The following is a 20,694-nucleotide window of genomic DNA, read 5'->3' on the forward strand; positions in this document are numbered from 1 at the left end:
CAGGCCAAAAGCGACGACTGCTTCGCAGCCGAGCGGGAGCAAGCTCCCTCGCCACAGGGGACGGTATGATTTTCTGATTTGCCTGGAGAGCCCGGCCCATGCACAAGCTCGATCGCTACGACCTGAAAATCCTGCAGATCCTCGCCGAGGACGGGCGGATCACCAAGTCGAGCCTCGCCGAGGCGATCAACCTTTCAGTGACCCCGGCCTGGGAGCGGGTGCGCAAACTCGAGGCGGCGGGGCTGATCATCGGCTACCGGGCGCAGATCGATTGGGGCGCGGTGTTCAAGCGCCAGCAGGTACTGGTGGAAATCACCCTGGCCCGGCACACCGCCCAGGACATGCGCCGTTTCGAGCAACGCCTGCTCGCCGCGCCCGAAGTGGTGTTCTGCTACGCCACCGGCGGCGGTGTGGATTACCTGGCGATGATCCAGGCGCCGGACGTCGATTCGTATCAGCGCTTCGTTGATCAACTGTTGCTTGAGGACCTCGGCATCGAACGCTACTTCACCTACATCGTCACCAAGACCATCAAGACCGTCGGCGCCTTGCCGGCGGAGCTCACACCGTCATCCTGAACACCGCAGAAAACATTTTCCGGCAGGGTATTTCCAGAAAAAAACCAAGGTCCGGGCCGGTGCAAACAGCCGATAACAAAAGCGCAGCAGCCCTAGCATGGATTCACGCAAACGGTCTGGAGTGAACGTCATGCCTTATCAACACCCGCTGCTGTTCAAAGCGCTTTGCTACATCGATGGCCATTGGGTCCACAGCGACAGCGGCCAGAGCATCGCGGTGCAGAATCCAGCAACCCGCACGGTTATCGGCCATGTGCCGATGCTCGATCAACCTCAGATCGTTGCGGCGGTGGACGCGGCGCATCGCGCGTACCCCGCATGGCGCGAGCAGAGCCTGGAGATTCGCGGCGCGATGCTGCGGCGCTGGGCGGCGTTGATCAGCGAGCACAGCGAAGACCTCGCGCGAATTCTCAGCCTGGAGCAGGGCAAGCCGCTGGCAGAGTCCCGTGGCGAAATCGCCTATGCCGCAAGTTTCATCCCGTGGTTCGCCGAGGAGGCCCGGCGCCTCTACGGCCAGAACATTCCCAGCCATATCCCGAACGCTCATTTGGGCACGGTCAAGGAACCAGTGGGCGTCTGCGCGCTGCTCACACCCTGGAACTTCCCCTCGGCGATGATCACCCGCAAGGCCGCTGCCGCGCTGGCGGCCGGATGCACCGTGGTGGTCAAGCCGGCCCATGAAACGCCTTACTCGGCGTTGGCCCTGGCGCAACTGGCCGAGGAAGCGGGCTTTCCTGCCGGCGTCTTCAACGTGGTATTGGGCGAGCCGCAGATGACCATGGAGACCCTGGTCAAGGACCGCCGCGTGCGTTCGGTGAGTTTCACCGGCTCGACCCGGGTCGGCAAACTGGTGCTGCAAGCAGCGGCCCATGACGTGAAAAAGGTCGCGCTGGAGCTGGGCGGCAATGCGCCGTTCATTGTCTGCGCCGATGCCGACCTGGCCTTGGCAGTCAAAGTCGCTGTCGAGGCGAAATTCCAGACCTCGGGTCAGGATTGCTGCGCGGCCAACCGGATCCTGGTGCAGCGCCCGGTGTATCAGGCGTTTCTCAGTCGTTTCGCCGCCGCGGTGCGCGCCTTGCGGGTCGGGCCGGCGCTGGTTGATCAACAGGAGCAGGCGGTGGATGTCGGGCCGTTGATGCATCAGGCGGCGCTCGATGCGACCGCCGACCGCGTCGCCGATGCGCTGGCCCTTGGCGCCCAACGCCTGGCCGGTGGCGAGGCCCATGCTCTGGGCGGGTTGTTCTACCAACCGACCGTGCTGGCCGACGTCACGCCAAAAATGCGCATCTACCGTGAAGAGAACTTCGCGCCCATCGCCGGGGTGATGCCGTTCGACACCCTGGACGAAGCCATCGAACTGGCCAACGACACCGAATACGGACTGGCCGCCTATATTTGCTCCAATCGCCTGGATGTCATTTATCCACTGATCCGTCGTCTCGATCACGCCATGGTCGCCGTCAACGGCGTCAAGTTCACCGGTCATCCGATTCCATTCGGCGGCATGAAAGCCTCGGGCCTCGGCCGCGAGGGCGGCACCGAGGGCTTCGAGCCCTTCGTCGAAACCAAATACTTTTGCCTGCACCATCAAGGCCAATTCCCAGGAGAGCCCGCATGAGCCAAGAACTCAACACGCTGTTCGAACAAGACCGTGCGCATTTCATGCACCCCTCGACCCACGCCCACGACCACGCCAGCGGGGCGCTCAAGGGGCGCATCATCAAGAGCGCGTCGGGCATTCGCATACGCGATCACGAGGGGCGTGATTTCATCGACGCTTTCGCCGGGCTCTATTGCGTGAACATTGGTTATGGCCGTACCGAAGTGGCCGATGCCATCTACAAACAGGCCAAGGAACTGGCCTACTACCACACCTATGTCGGTCATTCGAGCGAGGCGATCATCGAACTGTCCAGCCGCATCATGGACTGGGCGCCGACGGGGATGAAGAAGGTCTATTACGGGCTGTCCGGCTCCGATGCCAACGAAACCCAGATCAAACTGGTGCGTTACTACAACAACGTACTCGGCCGGCCGCAGAAGAAAAAAATCATCTCCCGTGATCGTGGCTACCATGGCTCGGGCATCATGACCGGCAGCCTGACCGGGCTGCCGGCGTTCCACCAGCATTTCGACCTGCCGGCCGAAGGGGTCAAGCACACCGTGTGTCCGCACTGGTATCGCAAGGCCCCGGCGGGCATGGACGAAGCAACGTTCGTGCGTTATTGCGCCGATGAACTGGAAAAAATGATCCTCGCCGAGGGCCCGGACACGGTGGCGGCGTTCATCGGCGAACCGGTGATGGGCACCGGTGGCATCATCGTTCCGCCCGCCGGTTATTGGGCTGCGATCCAGGCCGTGCTGAACAGATACGACGTGCTGTTGATCGCCGATGAGGTGGTCTGCGCGTTTGGTCGCCTGGGTTCGAAGATGGGCAGCCAGCGCTATGGCATGCAGCCGGACCTGATCACCACGGCCAAGGGACTGACCAGCGCCTACGCGCCGTTGTCGGCGGTGATCATCGGTGAAAAGGTCTGGAGCGTGATCGAAAAAGCCTCCCAGGCCGAAGGTGCGATGGGCCATGGCTGGACTTACTCCGGACACCCGATCTGCGCGGCGGCGGCCCTGGCCAACCTGGATATCCTCGAAAGGGAAAACCTCATGGCCAACGCCGAAGACGTCGGTGGTTACCTCAACCGGCGTTTGCGCGAAACCCTCGAAGGCCATCCGTTGGTGGGCGAAGTGCGCGGTGACGGCATGCTGGCGGCGGTGGAGTTCATGGCCGATCGTGAACAGCGTACGGCGTTCGACCCGGCACTCAAGGTCGGCCCCAAGGTCTCGGCCGCCTGCCTGGAACGCGGAATGATCGCCCGCGCCATGCCCCACGGCGACATCCTGGGCTTCGCTCCGCCGCTGATCCTGACCCGCGAAGATGCCGACCTGATCGTCGACATCACCAAAGGGGCCATCGACCAGGTGGCGGGTGAGGTGTTGGTTTGAGCTGAGTGAATAATTCTTCAGGGCCCCTGTATCCCGTGGCGAGGGAGCTTGCTCCCGCTGGGCTGCGAAGCGGCCCCAAAACCAGGCAACTCGGTGTGCCAGGAAAATCGAGTTCGCTGCTATAAGGGCCGCTTCGCGACCCAGCGGGAGCAAGCTCCCTCGCCACAGGTGACCAAAATTGAATAGGGGAAATTGGTAGCAATAAAAAGCCCGCCCGATCATGCGATCGGGCGGGCTTTTTGGTGTTGCTGGAAATTACTTCTTCAAACCGTAATGCTCATCCAGCATCCCCGGGGAGTTCGGGGCCTTGGGGGCGTAGTCCCGTGGCGGTTCCTGGATCCCTTTGGGCGGGGTCAGGCGCTCCCGTGGCGTCTGCGCCGTGTCGGCTTGCAGGGCGGCCAGCAGGCGCTGGCGCGTCTGCTCGTCCAGGGCCAGGCGGTTGGCGCCCTCGGACAGATGATCCTGGACTTCCTGGTAGCTCTGGGTGAGCTTTTTCACCAGGGAAGCGGTGCTGTTGAAGTGGGTTACCACTTCATTCTGGTAACTGTCGAAACGTTCCTGGATGTCGTCGAGCTGACGTTGGGTGCTGTTGGGCACCGCGTTAGGCAGCAGTCGGGCAATCAGGAAACCAATGGCGACACCGGCAACCAGGGCAAGAGTCGGCAACAGCCAAACTAAGAGCGAGTGTTCCACGAGTCCTTCCTCTATAAACGGCTTTGCTTTACGTTAACGGCTCGGACCTGCGCTGTATACCGCGAAGAACATCGCAATCATGCCAGGCACAGACTTTTAGCTAGACGAGTCGACCCTATTCGGGGTCACGGAGTTCTTTCCCTTGCTTATGCGCGAAACCCCTGTAGTCATCGATGGCCCGGTCGGCCAACTGGAAGCCTTGTACCTGGACAGCGAAGCGCCCCGTGGCCTGGCGCTGATCTGCCACCCCAACCCGGTACAGGGCGGGACCATGCTCAACAAAGTGGTCTCGATCCTGCAGCGCACCGCCCGCGACGCTGGCCTGGTTACGTTGCGTTTCAATTATCGCGGCGTCGGCGCCAGTGCCGGCAGCCATGACATGGGCACCGGCGAAGTGGACGATGCCCAGGCCGCGGCCGCCTGGTTGCTGGAAAAATATCCGGACCTGCCCCTGACCCTGTTTGGTTTTTCCTTCGGCGGCTTCGTCGCCGCCACCCTTGGCGGACGCCTGGAAGCCCAAGGCCAGGCGCTCAAGCACCTGTTCATGGTTGCTCCGGCGGTAATGCGCCTGGATGCACAAGCGCCCCTGCCGACCAGCGGGGAATTGACCGTGATCCAGCCGGAAACCGACGAAGTGGTCGATCCCCAACTTGTCTACACATGGTCCGACGCGCTCCAGCGCCCCCATGAGCTGCTGAAAGTGGCAGAATGCGGACACTTTTTTCATGGCAAGCTGACTGATCTCAAGGATCTGCTCCTGCCGCGCCTCTCGAATTGACAGCAGTCTGACAAGCGATAACCCATGACGACTCGTACCCGTATCCTGACCGGCATCACCACCACCGGCACCCCGCACCTGGGCAACTACGCCGGCGCCATCCGTCCGGCGATCCTCGCCAGCCGCGAAAGCAATGCCGATTCGTTCTATTTCCTGGCCGATTACCACGCCCTGATCAAATGTGATGACCCGCTGCGCATCCAGCGCTCGCGCCTGGAAATCGCCGCGACCTGGCTGGCCGGTGGCCTGGATGTGGACCGCGTGACGTTCTATCGCCAGTCCGATATCCCCGAAATCCCGGAACTGACCTGGCTGCTGACCTGCGTCGCCGCCAAGGGCCTGCTCAACCGTGCCCACGCCTACAAGGCGTCGGTGGACAAGAACGTCGAGACCGGCGAAGACCCGGACGCCGGCGTCACCATGGGCCTCTACAGTTACCCGATCCTCATGGCGGCCGACATCCTGATGTTCAACGCCCACAAGGTGCCGGTCGGTCGCGACCAGATCCAGCACGTGGAAATGGCGCGGGACATCGGTCAGCGCTTCAACCACCTGTTCGGCAAGGGCAAGGAGTTCTTCACCATGCCCGAGGCGCTGATCGAGGAAAGCGTCGCCACGCTGCCGGGCCTCGATGGCCGCAAGATGTCCAAGAGCTACGACAACACCATTCCGTTGTTCAGCAGCGCCAAGGACATGAAGGACGCGATCTCGCGGATCGTCACCGACTCGCGCGCGCCGGGCGAAGCCAAGGACCCGGACAACTCGCACCTGTTCACGCTGTTCCAGGCCTTCGCCACTGCCGAGCAGTCCGCCGCGTTCCGTAGCGAACTGCTGCAAGGCCTGGGTTGGGGCGAGGCGAAGAGTCGTCTGTTCCAACTGCTCGACGACCAATTGGGTGAAGCGCGCGAGCGGTACCACCAGTTGATCGAACGCCCGGCGGACCTTGAAGACATCCTGCAACTGGGCGCGAAAAAAGCCCGGGCCGTAGCAACGCCGTTTCTCAATGAACTGCGCGAGGCAGTTGGCCTGCGGTCCTTCGTCAGCCAGGTGCAAGTGGCAACGCAGACCAAAAAGAAAGCGGCCAAGGCTGCGCGCTTCGTCAGCTTCCGCGACGATGACGGCAGTTTCCGCTTCCGCCTGCTTTCTGCCGATGGCGAGCAGTTGTTGCTTTCGAACAACTTCGCCGATGGCAAGACCGCTGGCCAGGTGACCAAGCAATTGCAATCCGGCCAGCCCTTGGACGTGCGCAGCGATGAACTGAGTTTCAGCGTCTGGCTCGACGGCGAATGCGTGGCCCACAGCCCGGCCTTTGCCGACAGTAGCGCCCGAGACGCGGCCATCGATGCGTTGCGCGTGGCACTGACGCCTGCCCAGGATTGATTGAAGGCGTTCCCGACCATCGGCCCGAATAAGGGCCGATTGCCATTCCTCTGGGCCATCGCTACAGTGACGGCCCGTTTTTGTTGCCTTGCTAACGAATATGACGCCCCTAGAACGATATCAAGCTGATCTGAAACGCCCGGAATTCTTCCACGACGCAGCCCAGGAAACGGCCGTGCGGCATTTGCAGCGCCTGTACGACGACCTGGTTGCCGCGTCGAACAACAAGCCGGGCTTGTTGGGCAAACTGTTCGGCAAAAAAGACCAGACACCGGTCAAGGGCCTGTACTTCTGGGGTGGCGTCGGCCGTGGCAAGACTTACCTGGTGGACACCTTCTTCGAAGCGTTGCCCTTCAAGGAAAAGACCCGGACGCACTTTCACCGCTTCATGAAGCGTGTGCACGAGGAAATGAAGACCCTGGGTGGCGAAAAGAACCCGCTGACCCTCATCGCCAAGCGCTTCGCCGCCGAGACGCGGGTGATCTGCTTCGATGAGTTTTTCGTTTCCGACATCACCGACGCCATGATCCTTGGCACGCTGATGGAAGAACTGTTCAAGAACGGCGTGACCCTGGTCGCCACCTCGAACATCGTCCCCGACGGCCTGTACAAGGACGGTCTGCAACGGGCGCGCTTCCTGCCGGCGATCAAGCTGATCAAGGAGCACACCGAAATCGTCAACGTCGACAGCGGCGTGGACTATCGCCTGCGTCACCTCGAACAAGCGGAGCTGTTCCATTTCCCGCTGGATGCCGCCGCTGAAGAAAGCCTGCGCAAGAGCTTCCGCGCCCTGACGCCGGAATGCACCCAGGCGGTTGAAAACGATGTATTGATCATCGAGAACCGCGAAATCCGTGCGATCCGCACCTGCGACGACGTGGCCTGGTTCGACTTCCGTGAACTGTGCGACGGCCCCCGCAGCCAGAACGACTACATCGAGCTGGGCAAGATCTTCCATGCCGTGCTGCTCAGCGGCGTCGAGCAGATGAGCGTCACCACCGATGACATCGCCCGCCGTTTCATCAACATGGTCGACGAATTCTACGACCGCAACGTGAAGCTGATCATCTCGGCTGAAGTCGAGCTCAAGGACCTCTATACCGGCGGTCGCCTGAACTTCGAATTCCAGCGGACCCTCAGTCGCCTGCTGGAGATGCAATCCCACGAATTCCTGTCGCGGGCGCATAAACCGTAATACAACTGCAGCACAAACCCGTGGCGAGGGAGCTTGCTCCCGCTGGGCTGCGCAGCAGCCCCCGCCGATCCGTCTAGGCAACCTCAATACTGCAAAAGCCTCAGATAGCGAGCCAGGTCATCTTGTCGCTGGCAACCGAGCAGCAGCCACAAGAGAATCCTCGATTTTCGTGGGCAGACAAAACCGGCCATCGAAGCACCTCTTTTAACCAGATCCATCTCGCCGCCCTTGAAGCCGTAAGTCGAGCGAGCCGTTGGGCCGCAATCGCAGCGAGTCGCAACAATGACCGGGATTTTTCTGGCAATGGCGTCAATTTTTCCAGCCCAGGTTTCAGAAATGTGCCCAGCACCGAAACCGGCGATCACCAGCCCGTCGTAACCCAGCGCGAGAATGTTTTCCAGCAACAGGCTGTCGGCAGACAGCGACGCTTGTAATAGCGCAACCTTGTGCGTCGAGCGCTGTGGCAACGGCAAGACGTGGCGCTGGCGTTGAGGATGGAAATAGTGAACGTCACCTTCCAGTAACAGGCCTGCCGGGCCTACGACGGGCGAAGAAAAAGCCTGCAGTGCCATCGAATCGGTTTTGCGAACCGCCTGCGCCGAATGAATCTGCCCGTTCATGACCACCTGAACACCACGTCGCCAACTGCTCTCGGCGAGGCCGACCTGGCAGGCATCCAGCAGATTGCCCGGTCCGTCGGCGCCTGTCTGGGCTGCGGAACGCATCGCTCCAGTAAGCACCAGAGGTTCGTCGTGGTCCCACAAGAGATCGAAAAATGCGGCGGATTCCTCCAGCGTGTCGGTGCCCTGAGTGAGGACAACCGCCACCGCACCTAGCTCGATCTGAGTGTTCGCCCAGCGCAGGACACTCAATAAATGCTCGAAACTCAATGAGGCGCTGGGCAACAGTTGGAGCGTTTCGACAGTGACGCGGGCCAGGGTTCTCAATTCGGGTACCGAAGCCAGCAGAGTTGCGCCGCTGACGGTCGGGACCACTCCTTCTCCGAAGACCCGGGCCTGCATGCTCACGGTGCCGCCGAGTGAAGCGATGCTCAGGTTGGGCAAGTCCATGTGATACCTCGCTTGCTTGTAATAAATGGCTGCAACCGCCTACCGGTCGAGATGCAGCCGTGGAAGGGGGCGGCTCAGTTGGTTATCAGGCGTCCGATAAGCGGAATGATGAGCAAGGTACTGATGGCCATGGACAGGACATTCGCAATGAAACCGTGCATGTCGGTGGGTAGCCTTTTGGCAATCGCACACGCCAGCGGTGGCGCCACAAGTGCACCTAGCAAGGCGCTGGAGACAATCACCGGCCAACTGCCGCCGTAGGTCAGAACCGCGGCAGGCACGACCGATACCAGCGGGATATAGGTGGGATACCAGCCTCGCAACCTCCACTGTCGACGCCAGATCATCACGCCCAAGGCCGAGGTCAGCGCTTGCGCACCGATCAGTTGCGGCAGCAAGCCCGAGCCGTAGACCGGGCTCATCGGGTTCAAGGCATAGGCCAGCAAGGCGCCCGATATGAGCCCAAGGCTGGCCCACTCATTGCCGAAGAACGGCGCTTCGGAGAAATCCGCCAAGACTCGGCGCAGGCTCCAGACGACACCGTAGTCGGGTGCACGGCTGGGCGTGGGCCTTGATGGCGTTTCGGATGGTTTCATTGAGACCTGCGAGCTCACCAGGCTTGGCACATAACGACAGAGCAGGAATGCCATGACGCTGGCGACAGCCATCCCCGAAACGTTGCCGATCACTGCCGGCAAACCCAGTGGATTGCAGACGTAATTGACCAGCAACAAGCACGCCGGGGTGACCAGCGCTGCACCCATGACTGCGCCATTGATCGCCACTTTCCAGCCACCGCCAAACATCAGCACCATCGCCGCCGGCAATGAAACGAATGCGGCAAAGGTCGGTTGCCAGGCGGTGGCCGTAACGGTCCAGCCCCATAACAGGTTGCTGAGCAGGAGCCCAAGCAGTGAGCTGGCGACGACCCACGGCCACAGGCCGCTGCCGTAGCAGATGGAAAAACCTTGCCAGGCCTTTCCCGTTTCATTGGCCCGGTATGCCAGGTATGCCCCCGCCAGCAGTCCGATGGATGCAAATTCATGCTTGTAAAAGGCGACTTCGCTGATGTCTCCCACCACCCAGCGTAGCCATGAGGTTGGCTGTGGCAAATTCGACACCATGTGGCCGTAGTCGGGCCAGGAGGCGAGGCTCATGAAAGAAAGCCAGAAGACCAGCGACAGCGCGCCGAGCATCAACAGGATCACTGCAAGATCCAGCGGTGAACGAGCGGTATGCCGGCGTTGACGTTTTTCGTTTGTGGATTCCATTGGATAAACCCCCTCAGCGCGGCAGGAGAGGGTGCTGGGTATAACCAAGCATCGGATCGTAGAGATCCGAACGCCGATCACGGTGCAGGTCGTTCAGGTTGTTCCAGATGGCGGCGCTACGGGAACTGGTCAGGTCGATGTCGGCGAACAGCACTTCCTGCTGGTCGGCGGAGGCCACCGCGCCAATCGGCCAACCGTTAGTACCCGCGATCAGCGAGCAGCCCAGATAGCGGGCACCGCGTTCTTCGCCGATGCGGCTTGCCGCTGCAATGAACACGTTATTGACGTGTGCCGCCGTCATGGTCAGGTATGACGCCATGCACTTGCCTGCGTCATCAAACAGCGGTGGGGGCGTCCAGACCCAGTTATTCAGGCTGCAGATGATGTCCGCGCCTTGCTGGGTCAGGATTCGCGGCACTTCCGGAAACCAGATGTCCCAGCAGATCAGCATTCCGATGCGGCCTATCGGGGTTTCGAACACTGGAAAACCCAGGTCCCCTGGTGTGAACCAGAGTTTCTCCAGGTTCCACAAATGGGCTTTTCGGTACTTGCCAATAAAACCGTCTGGCCCCAACAGAACACCGGTGTTGAAAAGCCGCATGCCCTCGCGCTCTGTCAAGCCGGCCACCAGGTAAATCTTGTGCTGGCGGGCGAAGTCCTTCCAGGCCTGCACGCTCGGCCCGTTGGGGACCAATTCGGAGTGTTCGAACGCATCCTGTCGGTTGCTGAAAAAATAACCGGTATTTGACAGCTCGGGCAGAACGATGAGATTCGCTCCGCCGTTTACCGCCTCCAACGCCAGCGCAAGGCTGTGATGCAGGTTCTGCTCATGATTCCTTACGCCGACCTGAGGGTCGAATTGCACAACCGCTACGCGGACAGGACTGGTTGGCTCGCTCATTCAAGAAACCTCTTTTTATTTTTATTCACGCTGTTTAATGGCGTGTTTATAAGAGGCGAAACGGGCGTGGAGCGTAAGTCAGCCGTTTCCGTGTGGTTTGTAGGGCATCTCCCAAGATGAATGAGCGGAGCTGTTGTGAGAGGAGGGGGGCCAGAGCCAATCCACGTTGTGCCTGGCTCCAGATGCCGGTGTCAGGTTGCGGTTTGGTAGTGCGGATAGTCGTTCATGGAAAAACCTCCATTAAACACTGCAGCGGTTTTGTCGCAGATATGAATGGCGGCATCTATGGCGCCCCGAAAGCAAGGCTCCGTCCAGCCGGCATCCACCGAAAACGATTCACCGGAAAAGTACAGGCCCGAATGATGGGCAAAATCCCTGTTGTACTTCATCAGGCCAACCGCATCGTAATAGGTGCCGGGGCGGTACAGCTTGGCGCAACCCAACGAGTTCTTGTCGGTTATCCAGCGTTGGACTACGGCTTGTTCGAGTCCGATATAGGGTGAAATCCGTTCCTGGATATTGGTGCATTTCATCAATATCCGGTCCAACTCCCTGGCGCACTTGTCCACCAGCTCCTCGTCGGTGAATGCGGCAAGTTTGGTGGCGTCGTCTTCCCACGTATAGCTCAGGAGGATGCAGTCATAACTGTAGTGGTCGTTGTAGCGGTAGGTGTAGACGTCATGGATGAAACTGTCGGTGACGATGGCCTGCGGAATCGTCTTGTTCCTGGAAAGGAATGATTTCTTCAGTGGCGCAAAGACCTTGCAACTGGTCTCCCAGTGAGCCGTCTTGTAGGCGCTGATCGTTTCCAGAGGCAGCATCTGCGGGGTGAAGTTCTCAAGCTCGATGCGGGTTTCGATCAACCAGGAGGGGAGTGTCAAAATGACCGAGTCGAAGTCCTCGAAGCGCTGTTGGGTTTGCTCGGGCAAACTGTGTTTCCAGTCGAAATGGACGCGTATCCTGCCGTTCGCCAGTTTTATCAATTTCGTAACGGATGAGTCTGTCAGCAATCCATCCTGTCGTTCACGGCAATGCTCGTAGAACGATCTACCCGTCTCGGCGGTTTTCATGAATAACAGGCACTCGCTCAAAGCGGCGAGCCCGATATAGCGAGGGCTGTCGAAACTCAATCCCGCCGAATCGACAGTGGTTGCGTCATGCAGCTGAGGTGCGGGCAGCGGATCGCCCATCGAGTCGACCCGACCCAGTACCAATTGCAATTGACTGCTGAATCCAAAGATGGCGGTGCGAAGCGGATACAGGGAACAGACATCATAAAAGGCACCCCAGCTGCCATCGCCTATTCCGATGGCATAAAAGATCGCGGACTCTTCGGCGGACATCCCCATCCCGCCGAAATCTCCCGGTGAGCGTTCATCCCAAGCTTGCAATGCAGGCATGCTCACCAGGTCGCGGAACGAGACACGCTCATATTTCGCCACGATGGCTGACCACATGGCTTCCCATCTTTCGCTGGCATAAACCTCTGCAACATGTCGAGTCATCCGGTCGGCGAAGGTTGTCCATTTTGCATAGACCTTTTGCAGTTCCGTGCCAGGAGGTGGCGTGTGGCCGTCCTGGTTTTTCCAGATCAGCATTTGTGGCGTCGGCCCGCCACCAACGCTGCCCTCGCGCAGATAGACCCCTGTCGAACGGACCCACTCGCTTCCAGGATTGGCGAAGTTCGCAGTCGATAAATCAAACGCCTTGGCGTAATAAGCCATCATCGACCGCCCTTCTGTGGGGGGCTCGTCCACCCGGTTGAAGAAGGGCATGCGCATGGCGCCCATTTCGAAAGGCGTATGGCTCGCGCTGGCGTTTTTACTCCCGGGTACGGTCAAGTGCCTGCCGCCTATGCGGCTGGACTGCTCAATCAGAGTGATGTGTTTGAACCCACAACGATAAAGCTCTCTGGCGGCGGTCAGGCCGGTAACGCCAGCGCCAATGATGCAGATGCGATGTGCTGGATCACTGGCCTTGGCAATGCCATTTTCCTGTTCGACCAGCGCGCGGTAGTCGAAACACAGGTCGGGTGGGTTCGGGAAGCGAGCCGCCCATTTATTACCCGTCGAGCGCTTGGTTCGAGCGCCGTCGCTGGAGGCGGAGGAGGGGTAGTTATAGCTTGATCCGATGGTCATTTTGATCGTCCCTGATGGTTTTTTCAGGGCGCGATATTGAGTCGTTCATGTGAAGTTGTATGTGAGCGAAATCCGCTACTCGGGCGTTCTGTGTTCTGCTTTTTATGTAGGAATGTGCGAGGAGGGGGTGGCCTGAACCGCCAGTGACCAAGGTGGGAGCGAGCCTGCTCGCGAAGAGGCGAGCCTGCTCAACAACCCTGCAAGCTGACACACCGCCTTCGCGAGCAGGCTCGCTCCCACAATGGAATTTGCGTTCAGCGGCGTGCTCACGCCGCCTGCTGGAATTGCTGCCGGTACTGGTTCGGTGACAGGTCGGTGTGCTGCCGGAACAGGCGTGCGAAAAAGCTCGCGTCGTCGTAGCCGACTTCATAGCTGATCGTCTTGATGCTCTTGCGGCTGCCGGACAGCAGGCCCTTGGCGGTTTCTATCCGCAGGCGTTGCAGGTAGTGCAAGGGCTTGTCGCCGGTGGCGGTCTGGAAGCGGCGCATGAAATTGCGGATGCTCATGCCGTGCTCCCGGGCGACGTCCTCGAAGCGGAACTTGTCGGCGAAATGCTCCTCCAGCCATTGCTGGATCTGCAGGATGATCACGTCCTGATGCAGTTTCTGCCCGCCAAAGCCGATGCGTCCCGGCGAATAGTTGCGCTGCACTTCATACAGGATGTCCCGCGCCACGGCCTGGGCGACGTTGGCGCCGCAGAAGCGTTCGATCAAGTAGATGTAAAGGTCGCAGGCCGACGTGGTGCCGCCGGCGCAGAACAGATTGTCGGCGTCGGTCAGGTGCTTGTCCTGGTTCAGGTGCACCTGAGGGAAACGCTCCTTGAAGGCATTGAAGAAGCGCCAGTAGGTGGTGGCTTCCTTGCCATCGAGCAGCCCGGCCTCGGCCAGCCAGAATACTCCGGTGGCTTCGCCGCAGAGCACCGCGCCGCGAGCGTGTTGTTCGCGCAGCCAGGGCAGGACCTGGGGATAACGTTGGCAGAGCGTGGCGAAGTCATCCCAGAACGCCGGCAGGATGATCACATCGGTATTTTCGAGGCCACCGTCCACCGGCATGAGCACATCGCTGAAGCTGTTGACTGGCTTGCCGTCAGGGCTGACCAGCCGGGTTTCGAACGCTGGGGTCAGGCCGTGGCCAAGCTGTTTGCCGTAGCGCAGGCTGGCCAGGTGGAAAAAATCCTTGGCTTGCATGAGGGTGGAAGCGAAAACCCGGTCGACTGCCAGGATGCTGACGCGCCGCAAGGGCGTGGAGGCGTGCATGGACATAACTCATCTTTATTTTTATAGGGGAAAGTGGTCACCAGACGGCTGGATCGTCTTATTTTTTGTCGGATGTGTCCAGTGTCCTCTCATACGCCGCAGGCTTAGGCTCTGTCGGATAACCACACCCAACAATAACCAAAGGTGCGCCATGATCCCCAGAACCCTGTTCAGTCCCGAGCACGAGTTGTTTCGCGACACCGTACGAACCTTCCTTGAAAAAGAAGCCGTGCCGTACCACAGCCAGTGGGAAAAACAGGGGCACATCGATCGCCAACTCTGGAACAAGGCCGGGGAGGCGGGGATGTTGTGCTCGCATCTGCCGGAGGCCTACGGCGGGCTGGAGGCGGATTTTCTCTACAGCACGGTGGTGATCGAGGAAATCGGCCGCCTGGGGCTGACCGGGATCGGTTTCTCGTTGCATTCCGATATCGTCGCGCCTTACATCCTGCATTACGGCAGCGAAGCGTTGAAGCATAAATACCTGCCGAAACTGGTGTCCGGCGAAATGGTCACGGCCATCGCCATGACCGAGCCGGGCGCCGGTTCCGACCTGCAAGGCGTGAAGACCACGGCAGTGCTCGACGGCGATGAATACGTGATCAACGGCTCCAAGACGTTTATTACCAATGGCTTCCTGGCCGACCTGGTTATTGTCGTCGCCAAGACCGACCCGAAGGCGGGGGCCAAAGGCACCAGCCTGTTCCTGGTGGAGGCGGGCACGCCGGGCTTTGAAAAAGGCAAGCGCCTGGAGAAAGTCGGAATGAAGGCCCAGGACACGTCGGAGCTGTTCTTCCAGGATGTCCGCGTGCCGAAGGAAAATCTGCTGGGCCAGGCCGGAATGGGCTTCGCCTACCTGATGCAGGAACTGCCTCAGGAGCGCCTGACCGTCGCCATCGGTGGCCTGGCCTCGGCCGAAGCGGCGCTGCAATGGACGCTGGATTACACCCGTGACCGCAAGGCGTTCGGCAAATCCATCGCGGATTTCCAGAACACCCGCTTCAAACTGGCGGAAATGGCCACCGAGATCCAGATCGGCCGGGTCTTTGTCGACCGCTGCCTGGAGCTTCATCTGCAGGGCAAGCTCGATGTACCGACGGCGGCGATGGCCAAGTACTGGGGCACCGACCTGCAATGCAAGGTGCTCGACGAATGCGTGCAGCTGCATGGCGGCTACGGTTTCATGTGGGAATATCCGGTCGCCCGGGCGTGGGCTGATGCGCGGGTGCAGCGGATCTATGCGGGGACCAACGAAATCATGAAGGAGATTATTGCGCGGTCGCTTTGATTATTGCGTTGGATGTCAGATCGCTTTCGCGAGCAGGCTCGCTCCCACATAGGTTTTGTGTCGATCGCAATGTAGCGGTCAGACAAAAAGCCAGTGTGGGAGCGAGCCTGCTCGCGAAGGGGCCTATGAATCAAGGCGCCGGATTCGGCTGGTCCTTGTGAATCGCCTCGATTCCCGCCAGCACTTCATCCGACAGCTTCAGGTCGAAGCTGGCGATGTTGCTGTCCAGTTGCTCCAGCGTGGTGGCGCCGATGATGTTGCTGGTCACGAACGGCTGCTGGGTAACAAATGCCAGGGCCATTTGCGCCGGGTCCAGGCCGTGTTCGCGGGCCAGTGCCACATAGCGGCTGCAGGCGGCTTCCGATTGCGGGTTGAAGTAACGCATGAAGCGGCTGTACAGCGTCAGGCGGCCCTTGGCGGGCCGTGCGCCGTTTTCGTATTTGCCCGACAGGAAACCGAACGCTAGGGGCGAATAGGCCAGCAGGCCGCATTGCTCGCGAATGGCGATTTCCGCCAAGCCGATTTCGAAGCTGCGATTGAGCAGGTTGTACGGGTTCTGGATCGACACCGCGCGAGGCCAACCGCGGGCTTCGGCCAGGGCGAGGAATTTCATGGTGCCCCACGGCGTCTCGTTGGACAGGCCTATATGGCGGATCTTGCCGGCGCGGACCTGTTCGTCCAGGGCTTCGAGGGTTTCCTCCAGAGGAGTGAAATCCTCGTCGGCCTTGTGCGTGTAGCCCAATTGGCCAAAGAAATTGGTGCTGCGCTCCGGCCAGTGCAGTTGGTACAGGTCGATCCAGTCGGTCTGCAGGCGCTTGAGGCTGGCGTCCAGCGCTTCGACGATGTGGCGGCGGTTGTGCTTGAGATTCTTGTCGCGGATATAGTCGATGGTATTGCCCGGGCCGGCGATCTTGCTGGCCAGGATCCAGTCGGCGCGGTCGCCACGGCTCTTGAAATAATTGCCGATATAACGCTCGGTGGTGGCGTAGGTCTCGGCCTTCGGCGGCACGGGGTACATCTCGGCGGTGTCGAGGAAATTGATCCCGGCACCCTTGGCGCGTTCAATCTGGGCGAACGCCTCTGCCTCGCTGTTCTGCTCGCCCCAGGTCATGGTTCCGAGACACAAGGCGCTGACATTCAGATCGGTACGGCCTAGCTTGCGATAGTCCATCAGGGACTCCTTGGGCAAAACAATCATAAAAGCAGGTTGAAATATTTTTCGCAATCTGCATAATTGCGCACCTCTTTCTGCAGTGGAAGTGATGCGCCGCCGCCGAAGAATCTTGCCGTTGAACGGACGCGCCGACCCGAGCCCCCGAAAGCGTCTGTATCCGGCTGCCTTTGACTTGTCAAAGTACGCACTATTCAGTAAGATCCGCCGTCTAATTTACAGGGCGGCCCCTGAGGCTATAAAGAATGAAAACTTTTACTGCTAAACCGGAAACAGTAAAGCGCGACTGGTTTGTCGTCGACGCTGCTGGTCAGACCCTGGGTCGTCTGGCCACCGAAATCGCGAGCCGTCTGCGTGGCAAGCACAAGCCTGAGTACACCCCTCACGTTGACACCGGTGACTACATCGTCGTGATCAATGCCGAGCAAGTACGTGTTACTGGCGCTAAAACCACTGACAAAATGTACTACTCCCACTCCGGTTTTCCTGGCGGCATCAAGTCGATCAACTTCGAAAAGCTGATCGCCAAAGCCCCTGAGCGCGTGATCGAGACCGCGGTTAAAGGCATGCTGCCTAAAAACCCACTGGGTCGCGACATGTATCGTAAGCTGAAGGTTTATGCGGGCGCTGCTCACCCTCATACTGCTCAGCAGCCCCAAGAACTGAAGTTTTAACGGAATAGTTCATTATGTCGGCGACTCAAAATTACGGCACTGGCCGTCGCAAGACTGCAACCGCACGCGTTTTCCTGCGTCCGGGTACTGGCAACATCTCCATCAACAACCGCTCCCTGGATAACTTCTTCGGCCGCGAAACTGCCCGCATGGTAGTTCGTCAGCCGCTGGAACTGACCGAGACCGTCGAGAAGTTCGACATCTACGTCACCGTTATCGGTGGTGGTGTAAGTGGCCAGGCTGGCGCAATCCGCCACGGCATCACTCGCGCCCTGATGGATTACGACGAAACTCTGCGCAGCGCCCTGCGTAAAGCTGGCTTCGTAACTCGCGATGCTCGCGAAGTAGAACGTAAGAAAGTCGGTCTGCGTAAAGCGCGTAAGCGTCCGCAGTACTCGAAGCGTTAATTTCGCTTCCGCGTTCAAAAGGCGCCCAGTTCCTCACGGAGCTGGGCGTTTTTTTTATGCGCGAAATAATTGCTCTGTGACAACTTGCCACATTCGTAGAGCCCCTATACTACAAGGCCTGGCGGTTTGGCCGCTGGGTAATTACCTTGTCAGAATTGGGGGTTTTCATTACCATTCGGCAAAATTTTTATAAGTTCAGATTTTTACTTAGTAGACGCCTGATTTAACAGGCCACAAAGCTGATGGGAGAGGACTGAATGAGCAATGACGGCGTGAATGCAGGCCGGCGTCGCTTCCTGGTAGCAGCCACATCCGTGGTGGGTGCTGCAGGAGCGGTGGGGGCTGCGGTCCCGTTCGTGGGGTCATGGTTTCCCAGTGCCAAGGCGAAAGCCGCAGGCGCACCGGTGAAAGTGAATGTCAGCAAGATCGAGCCAGGCCAGCAAATGATTGCTGAGTGGCGCGGCCAGCCGGTATTCATCGTCCGCCGTACAGAGGAGATCCTGGGGAATCTGAAAAAGATCGAGGGCCAGCTGTCCGATCCCTCTTCCAAGAACTCGGTCCAACCGGAGTACGTCAACCCTGAAACCCGTTCGATCAAGCCGGAAGTCCTGCTGCTGATCGGGATCTGCACTCACCTGGGTTGCTCGCCAACGTTCCGTCCCGAAGTGGCGCCTGCCGACCTGGGCAAAGACTGGGTCGGTGGTTATTTCTGCCCATGCCACGGCTCCCACTATGACCTGGCCGGTCGCGTCTACAAATCGCAGCCTGCACCTCTGAACCTGCCAGTTCCCCCGCATTCCTATGAGTCGGACGACATCATTGTCGTTGGCGTCGATACGGAGAAAGCGTGATGAGCAAATTAATGGACTGGTTTGATGCGCGCTTTCCCGCGACCAAGATGTGGGAAGACCATCTCAGCAAGTATTACGCGCCGAAGAATTTCAACTTCTTCTACTTTTTTGGCTCCCTGGCATTGCTCGTCCTGGTCAACCAGATCGTTACCGGTGTCTGGCTGACCATGAGCTACACCCCGTCGGCGGAGGAAGCGTTTGCCTCCGTCGAGTACATCATGCGTGATGTCGAGTACGGCTCGATTCTGCGTCTGCTGCACTCCACCGGCGCCTCGGCGTTTTTCATCGTGGTCTATCTGCACATGTTCCGTGGCCTGCTCTACGGTTCGTACCAGAAGCCGCGTGAGCTGGTGTGGGTGTTCGGCATGCTGATCTACCTGGCGCTGATGGCCGAAGCCTTCATGGGTTATCTGCTGCCGTGGGGCCAGATGTCCTACTGGGGCGCCCAGGTGATCATCTCGCTGTTCGGTGCGATCCCGGTCATCGGCGATGACCTGACCCAGTGGATCCGCGGTGACTACCTGATCTCGGGCATTACCCTGAACCGCTTCTTCGCCTTGCACGTCGTGGCCTTGCCGATCGTGATCCTCGGCCTGGTCGTACTGCACATCCTGGCGTTGCATGAAGTCGGTTCGAACAACCCCGATGGCGTGGACATCAAGAAACACAAGGACGAGAACGGCGTACCGCTGGATGGCATCGCCTTCCACCCGTACTACACCGTGAAAGACATCGTCGGCGTCGTGGTCTTCCTGTTCATCTTCTGTTCGATCGTGTTCTTCTTCCCGGAAATGGGCGGCTACTTCCTGGAGAAGCCGAACTTCGAACAGGCCAACGCCTTCAAGACCCCTGAGCACATTGCCCCTGTCTGGTACTTCACCCCGTTCTACGCGATCCTGCGGGCGGTTCCCGACAAGCTGCTGGGCGTAATTGCCATGGGCGCCGCGATTGCCGTGCTGTTCGTCCTGCCCTGGCTGGACCGCAGCCCCGTCAAGTCGATGCGCTACAAGGGCTGGCTGAGCAAGATCTGGCTCTGGGTGTTCTGCATCTCGTTCGTGATCCTCGGCGTGCTGGGTGTGCTGGCACCGACACCGGGCCGGACGCTGCTGTCACAGGTCTGCACCTTCCTGTACTTCGCCTACTTCATTCTGATGCCGTTCTACACCAGGCTCGAGAAGACCAAACCGGTTCCGGAAAGGGTGGCTGGCTGATGAAAAAGCTATTTTCTGTACTGATTCTTGCTGCTTTGCCTGTCCTGTCCTTTGCGTCCACATCGAGTGGTCCGGAGCTGGAAAAAGTCGACATCGACGTTTCCGACAAAGCGGCCATGCAGGACGGCGCCCGTACTTTCGCCAACTATTGCATGGGCTGCCACAGCGCCAAGTTCCAACGCTACGAGCGCGTGGCCGATGACCTGGGTATTCCCCATGAGTTGATGCTTGAAAAGCTGGTGTTCACCGGCGCCAAGCTGGGCGACCACATGAACATCGGCATGCAGCCGGCGGATGCCAAGACCTGGTTCGGCGCGGCGCCGCCCGACCTGACCCTGGTGGCGCGCGTGCGTGGTACCGACTGGCTTTATGGTTATCTGCGTTCGTTCTATGAAGACCCGGCGCGCCCTTGGGGCGTGAACAACAAGGTCTTCCCGAACGTCGGCATGCCGAACGTTCTGGTCGGCCTGCAGGGTCGTCAGGTGATAGGCTGCAAGCAGGTTCAGATCGTCGAGGACGGCAAGAAGCAATATGATCCGCTGACCGGCACCGCTTTGACCCATGAAGCCTGCGACCAGCTGACCATCGTGCCGAACTCCGGCAGCCTGACCCCGGAGCAGTTCGACGAGAAGGTCAAGAACCTGGTGACCTTCCTGGCCTACTCGGCCAACCCGGTGAAGCTGGAACATCAGCGCATCGGTACGTATGTATTGCTGTACCTGGCGTTCTTCTTCGTATTCGCTTATCTGCTCAAGCGTGAATACTGGAAAGACGTGCATTGATAAAGCTGTAAGCCGTTGCTGTTAATCGTGCGCGCCCAAGGGCGTCTCTG

General features: G+C 59.5%; 19 protein-coding genes. 12 read left to right on the forward strand and 7 right to left on the reverse strand.

What is annotated here, in order from left to right; translation table 11 throughout:
- Window positions 1-98: 98 nt before the first annotated feature.
- The 3 genes from M1E16_RS04540 to M1E16_RS04550 all read left to right on the forward strand — a co-directional run bounded on the left by M1E16_RS04540 (window position 99) and on the right by M1E16_RS04550 (window position 3,578).
- A complete protein-coding gene (locus tag M1E16_RS04540; RefSeq protein WP_305496671.1) occupies window positions 99-578 on the forward strand; it encodes an Lrp/AsnC family transcriptional regulator in 480 nt (159 codons plus the stop codon).
- A gap of 130 nt (window positions 579-708) precedes the next feature.
- Window positions 709-2,196, forward strand: a complete 1,488-nt coding sequence (locus M1E16_RS04545) for an NAD-dependent succinate-semialdehyde dehydrogenase (RefSeq protein ID WP_458129307.1) — start codon at window positions 709-711, stop codon at window positions 2,194-2,196.
- Window positions 2,193-3,578, forward strand: a complete 1,386-nt coding sequence (locus tag M1E16_RS04550) for an aminotransferase (protein ID WP_458129308.1) — start codon at window positions 2,193-2,195, stop codon at window positions 3,576-3,578. Before M1E16_RS04545 ends, M1E16_RS04550 begins: the two co-directional genes overlap by 4 nt.
- Window positions 3,579-3,833: 255 nt before the next feature.
- Here M1E16_RS04550 and M1E16_RS04555 read toward each other — a convergent pair whose 3' ends face one another.
- On the reverse strand, window positions 3,834-4,271 hold the full coding sequence (locus M1E16_RS04555) for a Z-ring associated ZapG family protein (protein ID WP_305496666.1): 438 nt from the start codon (window positions 4,269-4,271) through the stop codon (window positions 3,834-3,836).
- Window positions 4,272-4,419: 148 nt separating this feature from the next.
- On the opposite strand from M1E16_RS04555, the gene M1E16_RS04560 reads away from it, so the two are divergent.
- The 3 genes from M1E16_RS04560 (at window position 4,420) to zapE (ending at window position 7,624) form a co-directional block, all read left to right on the forward strand.
- Complete coding sequence (locus M1E16_RS04560; RefSeq protein WP_458130281.1) at window positions 4,420-5,049, forward strand: alpha/beta hydrolase; 630 nt, start codon at window positions 4,420-4,422, stop codon at window positions 5,047-5,049.
- A 24-nt stretch (window positions 5,050-5,073) separates the two neighbouring features.
- A complete protein-coding gene (locus tag M1E16_RS04565; protein ID WP_434625969.1) occupies window positions 5,074-6,429 on the forward strand; it encodes a tryptophan--tRNA ligase in 1,356 nt (451 codons plus the stop codon).
- A 100-nt stretch (window positions 6,430-6,529) separates the two neighbouring features.
- Window positions 6,530-7,624, forward strand: a complete 1,095-nt coding sequence (gene zapE, locus M1E16_RS04570; RefSeq protein ID WP_305496664.1) for a cell division protein ZapE — start codon at window positions 6,530-6,532, stop codon at window positions 7,622-7,624.
- An 83-nt stretch (window positions 7,625-7,707) separates the two neighbouring features.
- Here the strand turns inward: zapE and M1E16_RS04575 are convergent, their stop codons facing one another.
- From M1E16_RS04575 to M1E16_RS04595, 5 genes are all read right to left on the reverse strand, one after another.
- A complete protein-coding gene (locus M1E16_RS04575) occupies window positions 7,708-8,694 on the reverse strand; it encodes an asparaginase (protein ID WP_458129309.1) in 987 nt (328 codons plus the stop codon).
- Window positions 8,695-8,768: 74 nt separating this feature from the next.
- Entirely contained in the window at window positions 8,769-9,965 is a 1,197-nt protein-coding gene (locus M1E16_RS04580; protein WP_458129310.1) for a hypothetical protein, read from the reverse strand.
- Between the two features lie 13 nt (window positions 9,966-9,978).
- Window positions 9,979-10,866 (reverse strand): nitrilase family protein, encoded by an 888-nt coding sequence (locus M1E16_RS04585; RefSeq protein WP_305496660.1) that lies wholly within the window; start codon window positions 10,864-10,866, stop codon window positions 9,979-9,981.
- Window positions 10,867-11,057: 191 nt separating this feature from the next.
- Window positions 11,058-13,004, reverse strand: coding sequence for an FAD-dependent oxidoreductase (locus tag M1E16_RS04590; protein ID WP_458129311.1), 1,947 nt, complete (start codon window positions 13,002-13,004; stop codon window positions 11,058-11,060).
- 266 nt (window positions 13,005-13,270) lie between these two features.
- Complete coding sequence (locus tag M1E16_RS04595; protein WP_305501352.1) at window positions 13,271-14,167, reverse strand: GlxA family transcriptional regulator; 897 nt, start codon at window positions 14,165-14,167, stop codon at window positions 13,271-13,273.
- A gap of 244 nt (window positions 14,168-14,411) precedes the next feature.
- Between M1E16_RS04595 and M1E16_RS04600 the strand changes: the two genes are divergently transcribed.
- Window positions 14,412-15,548 carry an acyl-CoA dehydrogenase family protein gene (locus tag M1E16_RS04600; protein WP_434625962.1) on the forward strand — a complete coding sequence of 379 codons (1,137 nt, stop codon included), beginning with the start codon at window positions 14,412-14,414 and terminating at the stop codon, window positions 15,546-15,548.
- Window positions 15,549-15,678: 130 nt separating this feature from the next.
- Here M1E16_RS04600 and M1E16_RS04605 read toward each other — a convergent pair whose 3' ends face one another.
- Window positions 15,679-16,719, reverse strand: a complete 1,041-nt coding sequence (locus M1E16_RS04605; protein ID WP_198796609.1) for an NADP(H)-dependent aldo-keto reductase — start codon at window positions 16,717-16,719, stop codon at window positions 15,679-15,681.
- 245 nt (window positions 16,720-16,964) lie between these two features.
- Between M1E16_RS04605 and rplM the strand changes: the two genes are divergently transcribed.
- From rplM to M1E16_RS04630, 5 genes are all read left to right on the forward strand, one after another.
- A complete protein-coding gene (gene rplM, locus M1E16_RS04610; RefSeq protein WP_003205365.1) occupies window positions 16,965-17,393 on the forward strand; it encodes a 50S ribosomal protein L13 in 429 nt (142 codons plus the stop codon).
- 14 nt (window positions 17,394-17,407) lie between these two features.
- Window positions 17,408-17,800: a 30S ribosomal protein S9 gene (gene rpsI, locus M1E16_RS04615; RefSeq protein WP_003228056.1), complete on the forward strand. Its 393-nt coding sequence runs from the start codon at window positions 17,408-17,410 to the stop codon at window positions 17,798-17,800.
- 257 nt (window positions 17,801-18,057) lie between these two features.
- Window positions 18,058-18,651 (forward strand): ubiquinol-cytochrome c reductase iron-sulfur subunit, encoded by a 594-nt coding sequence (petA, locus tag M1E16_RS04620; protein ID WP_305496657.1) that lies wholly within the window; start codon window positions 18,058-18,060, stop codon window positions 18,649-18,651.
- A complete protein-coding gene (locus M1E16_RS04625) occupies window positions 18,651-19,862 on the forward strand; it encodes a cytochrome b (protein ID WP_434625960.1) in 1,212 nt (403 codons plus the stop codon). Before petA ends, M1E16_RS04625 begins: the two co-directional genes overlap by 1 nt.
- Window positions 19,862-20,644 (forward strand): cytochrome c1, encoded by a 783-nt coding sequence (locus M1E16_RS04630; RefSeq protein WP_305496653.1) that lies wholly within the window; start codon window positions 19,862-19,864, stop codon window positions 20,642-20,644. Before M1E16_RS04625 ends, M1E16_RS04630 begins: the two co-directional genes overlap by 1 nt.
- Window positions 20,645-20,694: the final 50 nt, after the last annotated feature.

It is taken from the genome of Pseudomonas sp. Z2-11 (genome assembly GCF_054161305.1).

Excerpts from the sequence above, each read along its gene's own strand:
- M1E16_RS04540 (WP_305496671.1), top strand. The coding sequence starts at position 99 with ATGCACAAGCTCGATCGCTACGACCTGAAAATCCTGCAGATCCTCGCC.
- M1E16_RS04545 (WP_458129307.1), top strand. The coding sequence starts at position 709 with ATGCCTTATCAACACCCGCTGCTGTTCAAAGCGCTTTGCTACATCGAT.
- M1E16_RS04550 (WP_458129308.1), top strand. The coding sequence starts at position 2,193 with ATGAGCCAAGAACTCAACACGCTGTTCGAACAAGACCGTGCGCATTTC.
- M1E16_RS04560 (WP_458130281.1), top strand. The coding sequence starts at position 4,420 with ATGCGCGAAACCCCTGTAGTCATCGATGGCCCGGTCGGCCAACTGGAA.
- M1E16_RS04565 (WP_434625969.1), top strand. The coding sequence starts at position 5,074 with ATGACGACTCGTACCCGTATCCTGACCGGCATCACCACCACCGGCACC.
- zapE (WP_305496664.1), top strand. The coding sequence starts at position 6,530 with ATGACGCCCCTAGAACGATATCAAGCTGATCTGAAACGCCCGGAATTC.
- M1E16_RS04575 (WP_458129309.1), bottom strand. The coding sequence starts at position 8,694 with ATGGACTTGCCCAACCTGAGCATCGCTTCACTCGGCGGCACCGTGAGC.
- M1E16_RS04580 (WP_458129310.1), bottom strand. The coding sequence starts at position 9,965 with ATGGAATCCACAAACGAAAAACGTCAACGCCGGCATACCGCTCGTTCA.
- M1E16_RS04585 (WP_305496660.1), bottom strand. The coding sequence starts at position 10,866 with ATGAGCGAGCCAACCAGTCCTGTCCGCGTAGCGGTTGTGCAATTCGAC.
- M1E16_RS04590 (WP_458129311.1), bottom strand. The coding sequence starts at position 13,004 with ATGACCATCGGATCAAGCTATAACTACCCCTCCTCCGCCTCCAGCGAC.
- M1E16_RS04600 (WP_434625962.1), top strand. The coding sequence starts at position 14,412 with ATGATCCCCAGAACCCTGTTCAGTCCCGAGCACGAGTTGTTTCGCGAC.
- M1E16_RS04605 (WP_198796609.1), bottom strand. The coding sequence starts at position 16,719 with ATGGACTATCGCAAGCTAGGCCGTACCGATCTGAATGTCAGCGCCTTG.
- rplM (WP_003205365.1), top strand. The coding sequence starts at position 16,965 with ATGAAAACTTTTACTGCTAAACCGGAAACAGTAAAGCGCGACTGGTTT.
- rpsI (WP_003228056.1), top strand. The coding sequence starts at position 17,408 with ATGTCGGCGACTCAAAATTACGGCACTGGCCGTCGCAAGACTGCAACC.
- petA (WP_305496657.1), top strand. The coding sequence starts at position 18,058 with ATGAGCAATGACGGCGTGAATGCAGGCCGGCGTCGCTTCCTGGTAGCA.
- M1E16_RS04625 (WP_434625960.1), top strand. The coding sequence starts at position 18,651 with ATGAGCAAATTAATGGACTGGTTTGATGCGCGCTTTCCCGCGACCAAG.
- M1E16_RS04630 (WP_305496653.1), top strand. The coding sequence starts at position 19,862 with ATGAAAAAGCTATTTTCTGTACTGATTCTTGCTGCTTTGCCTGTCCTG.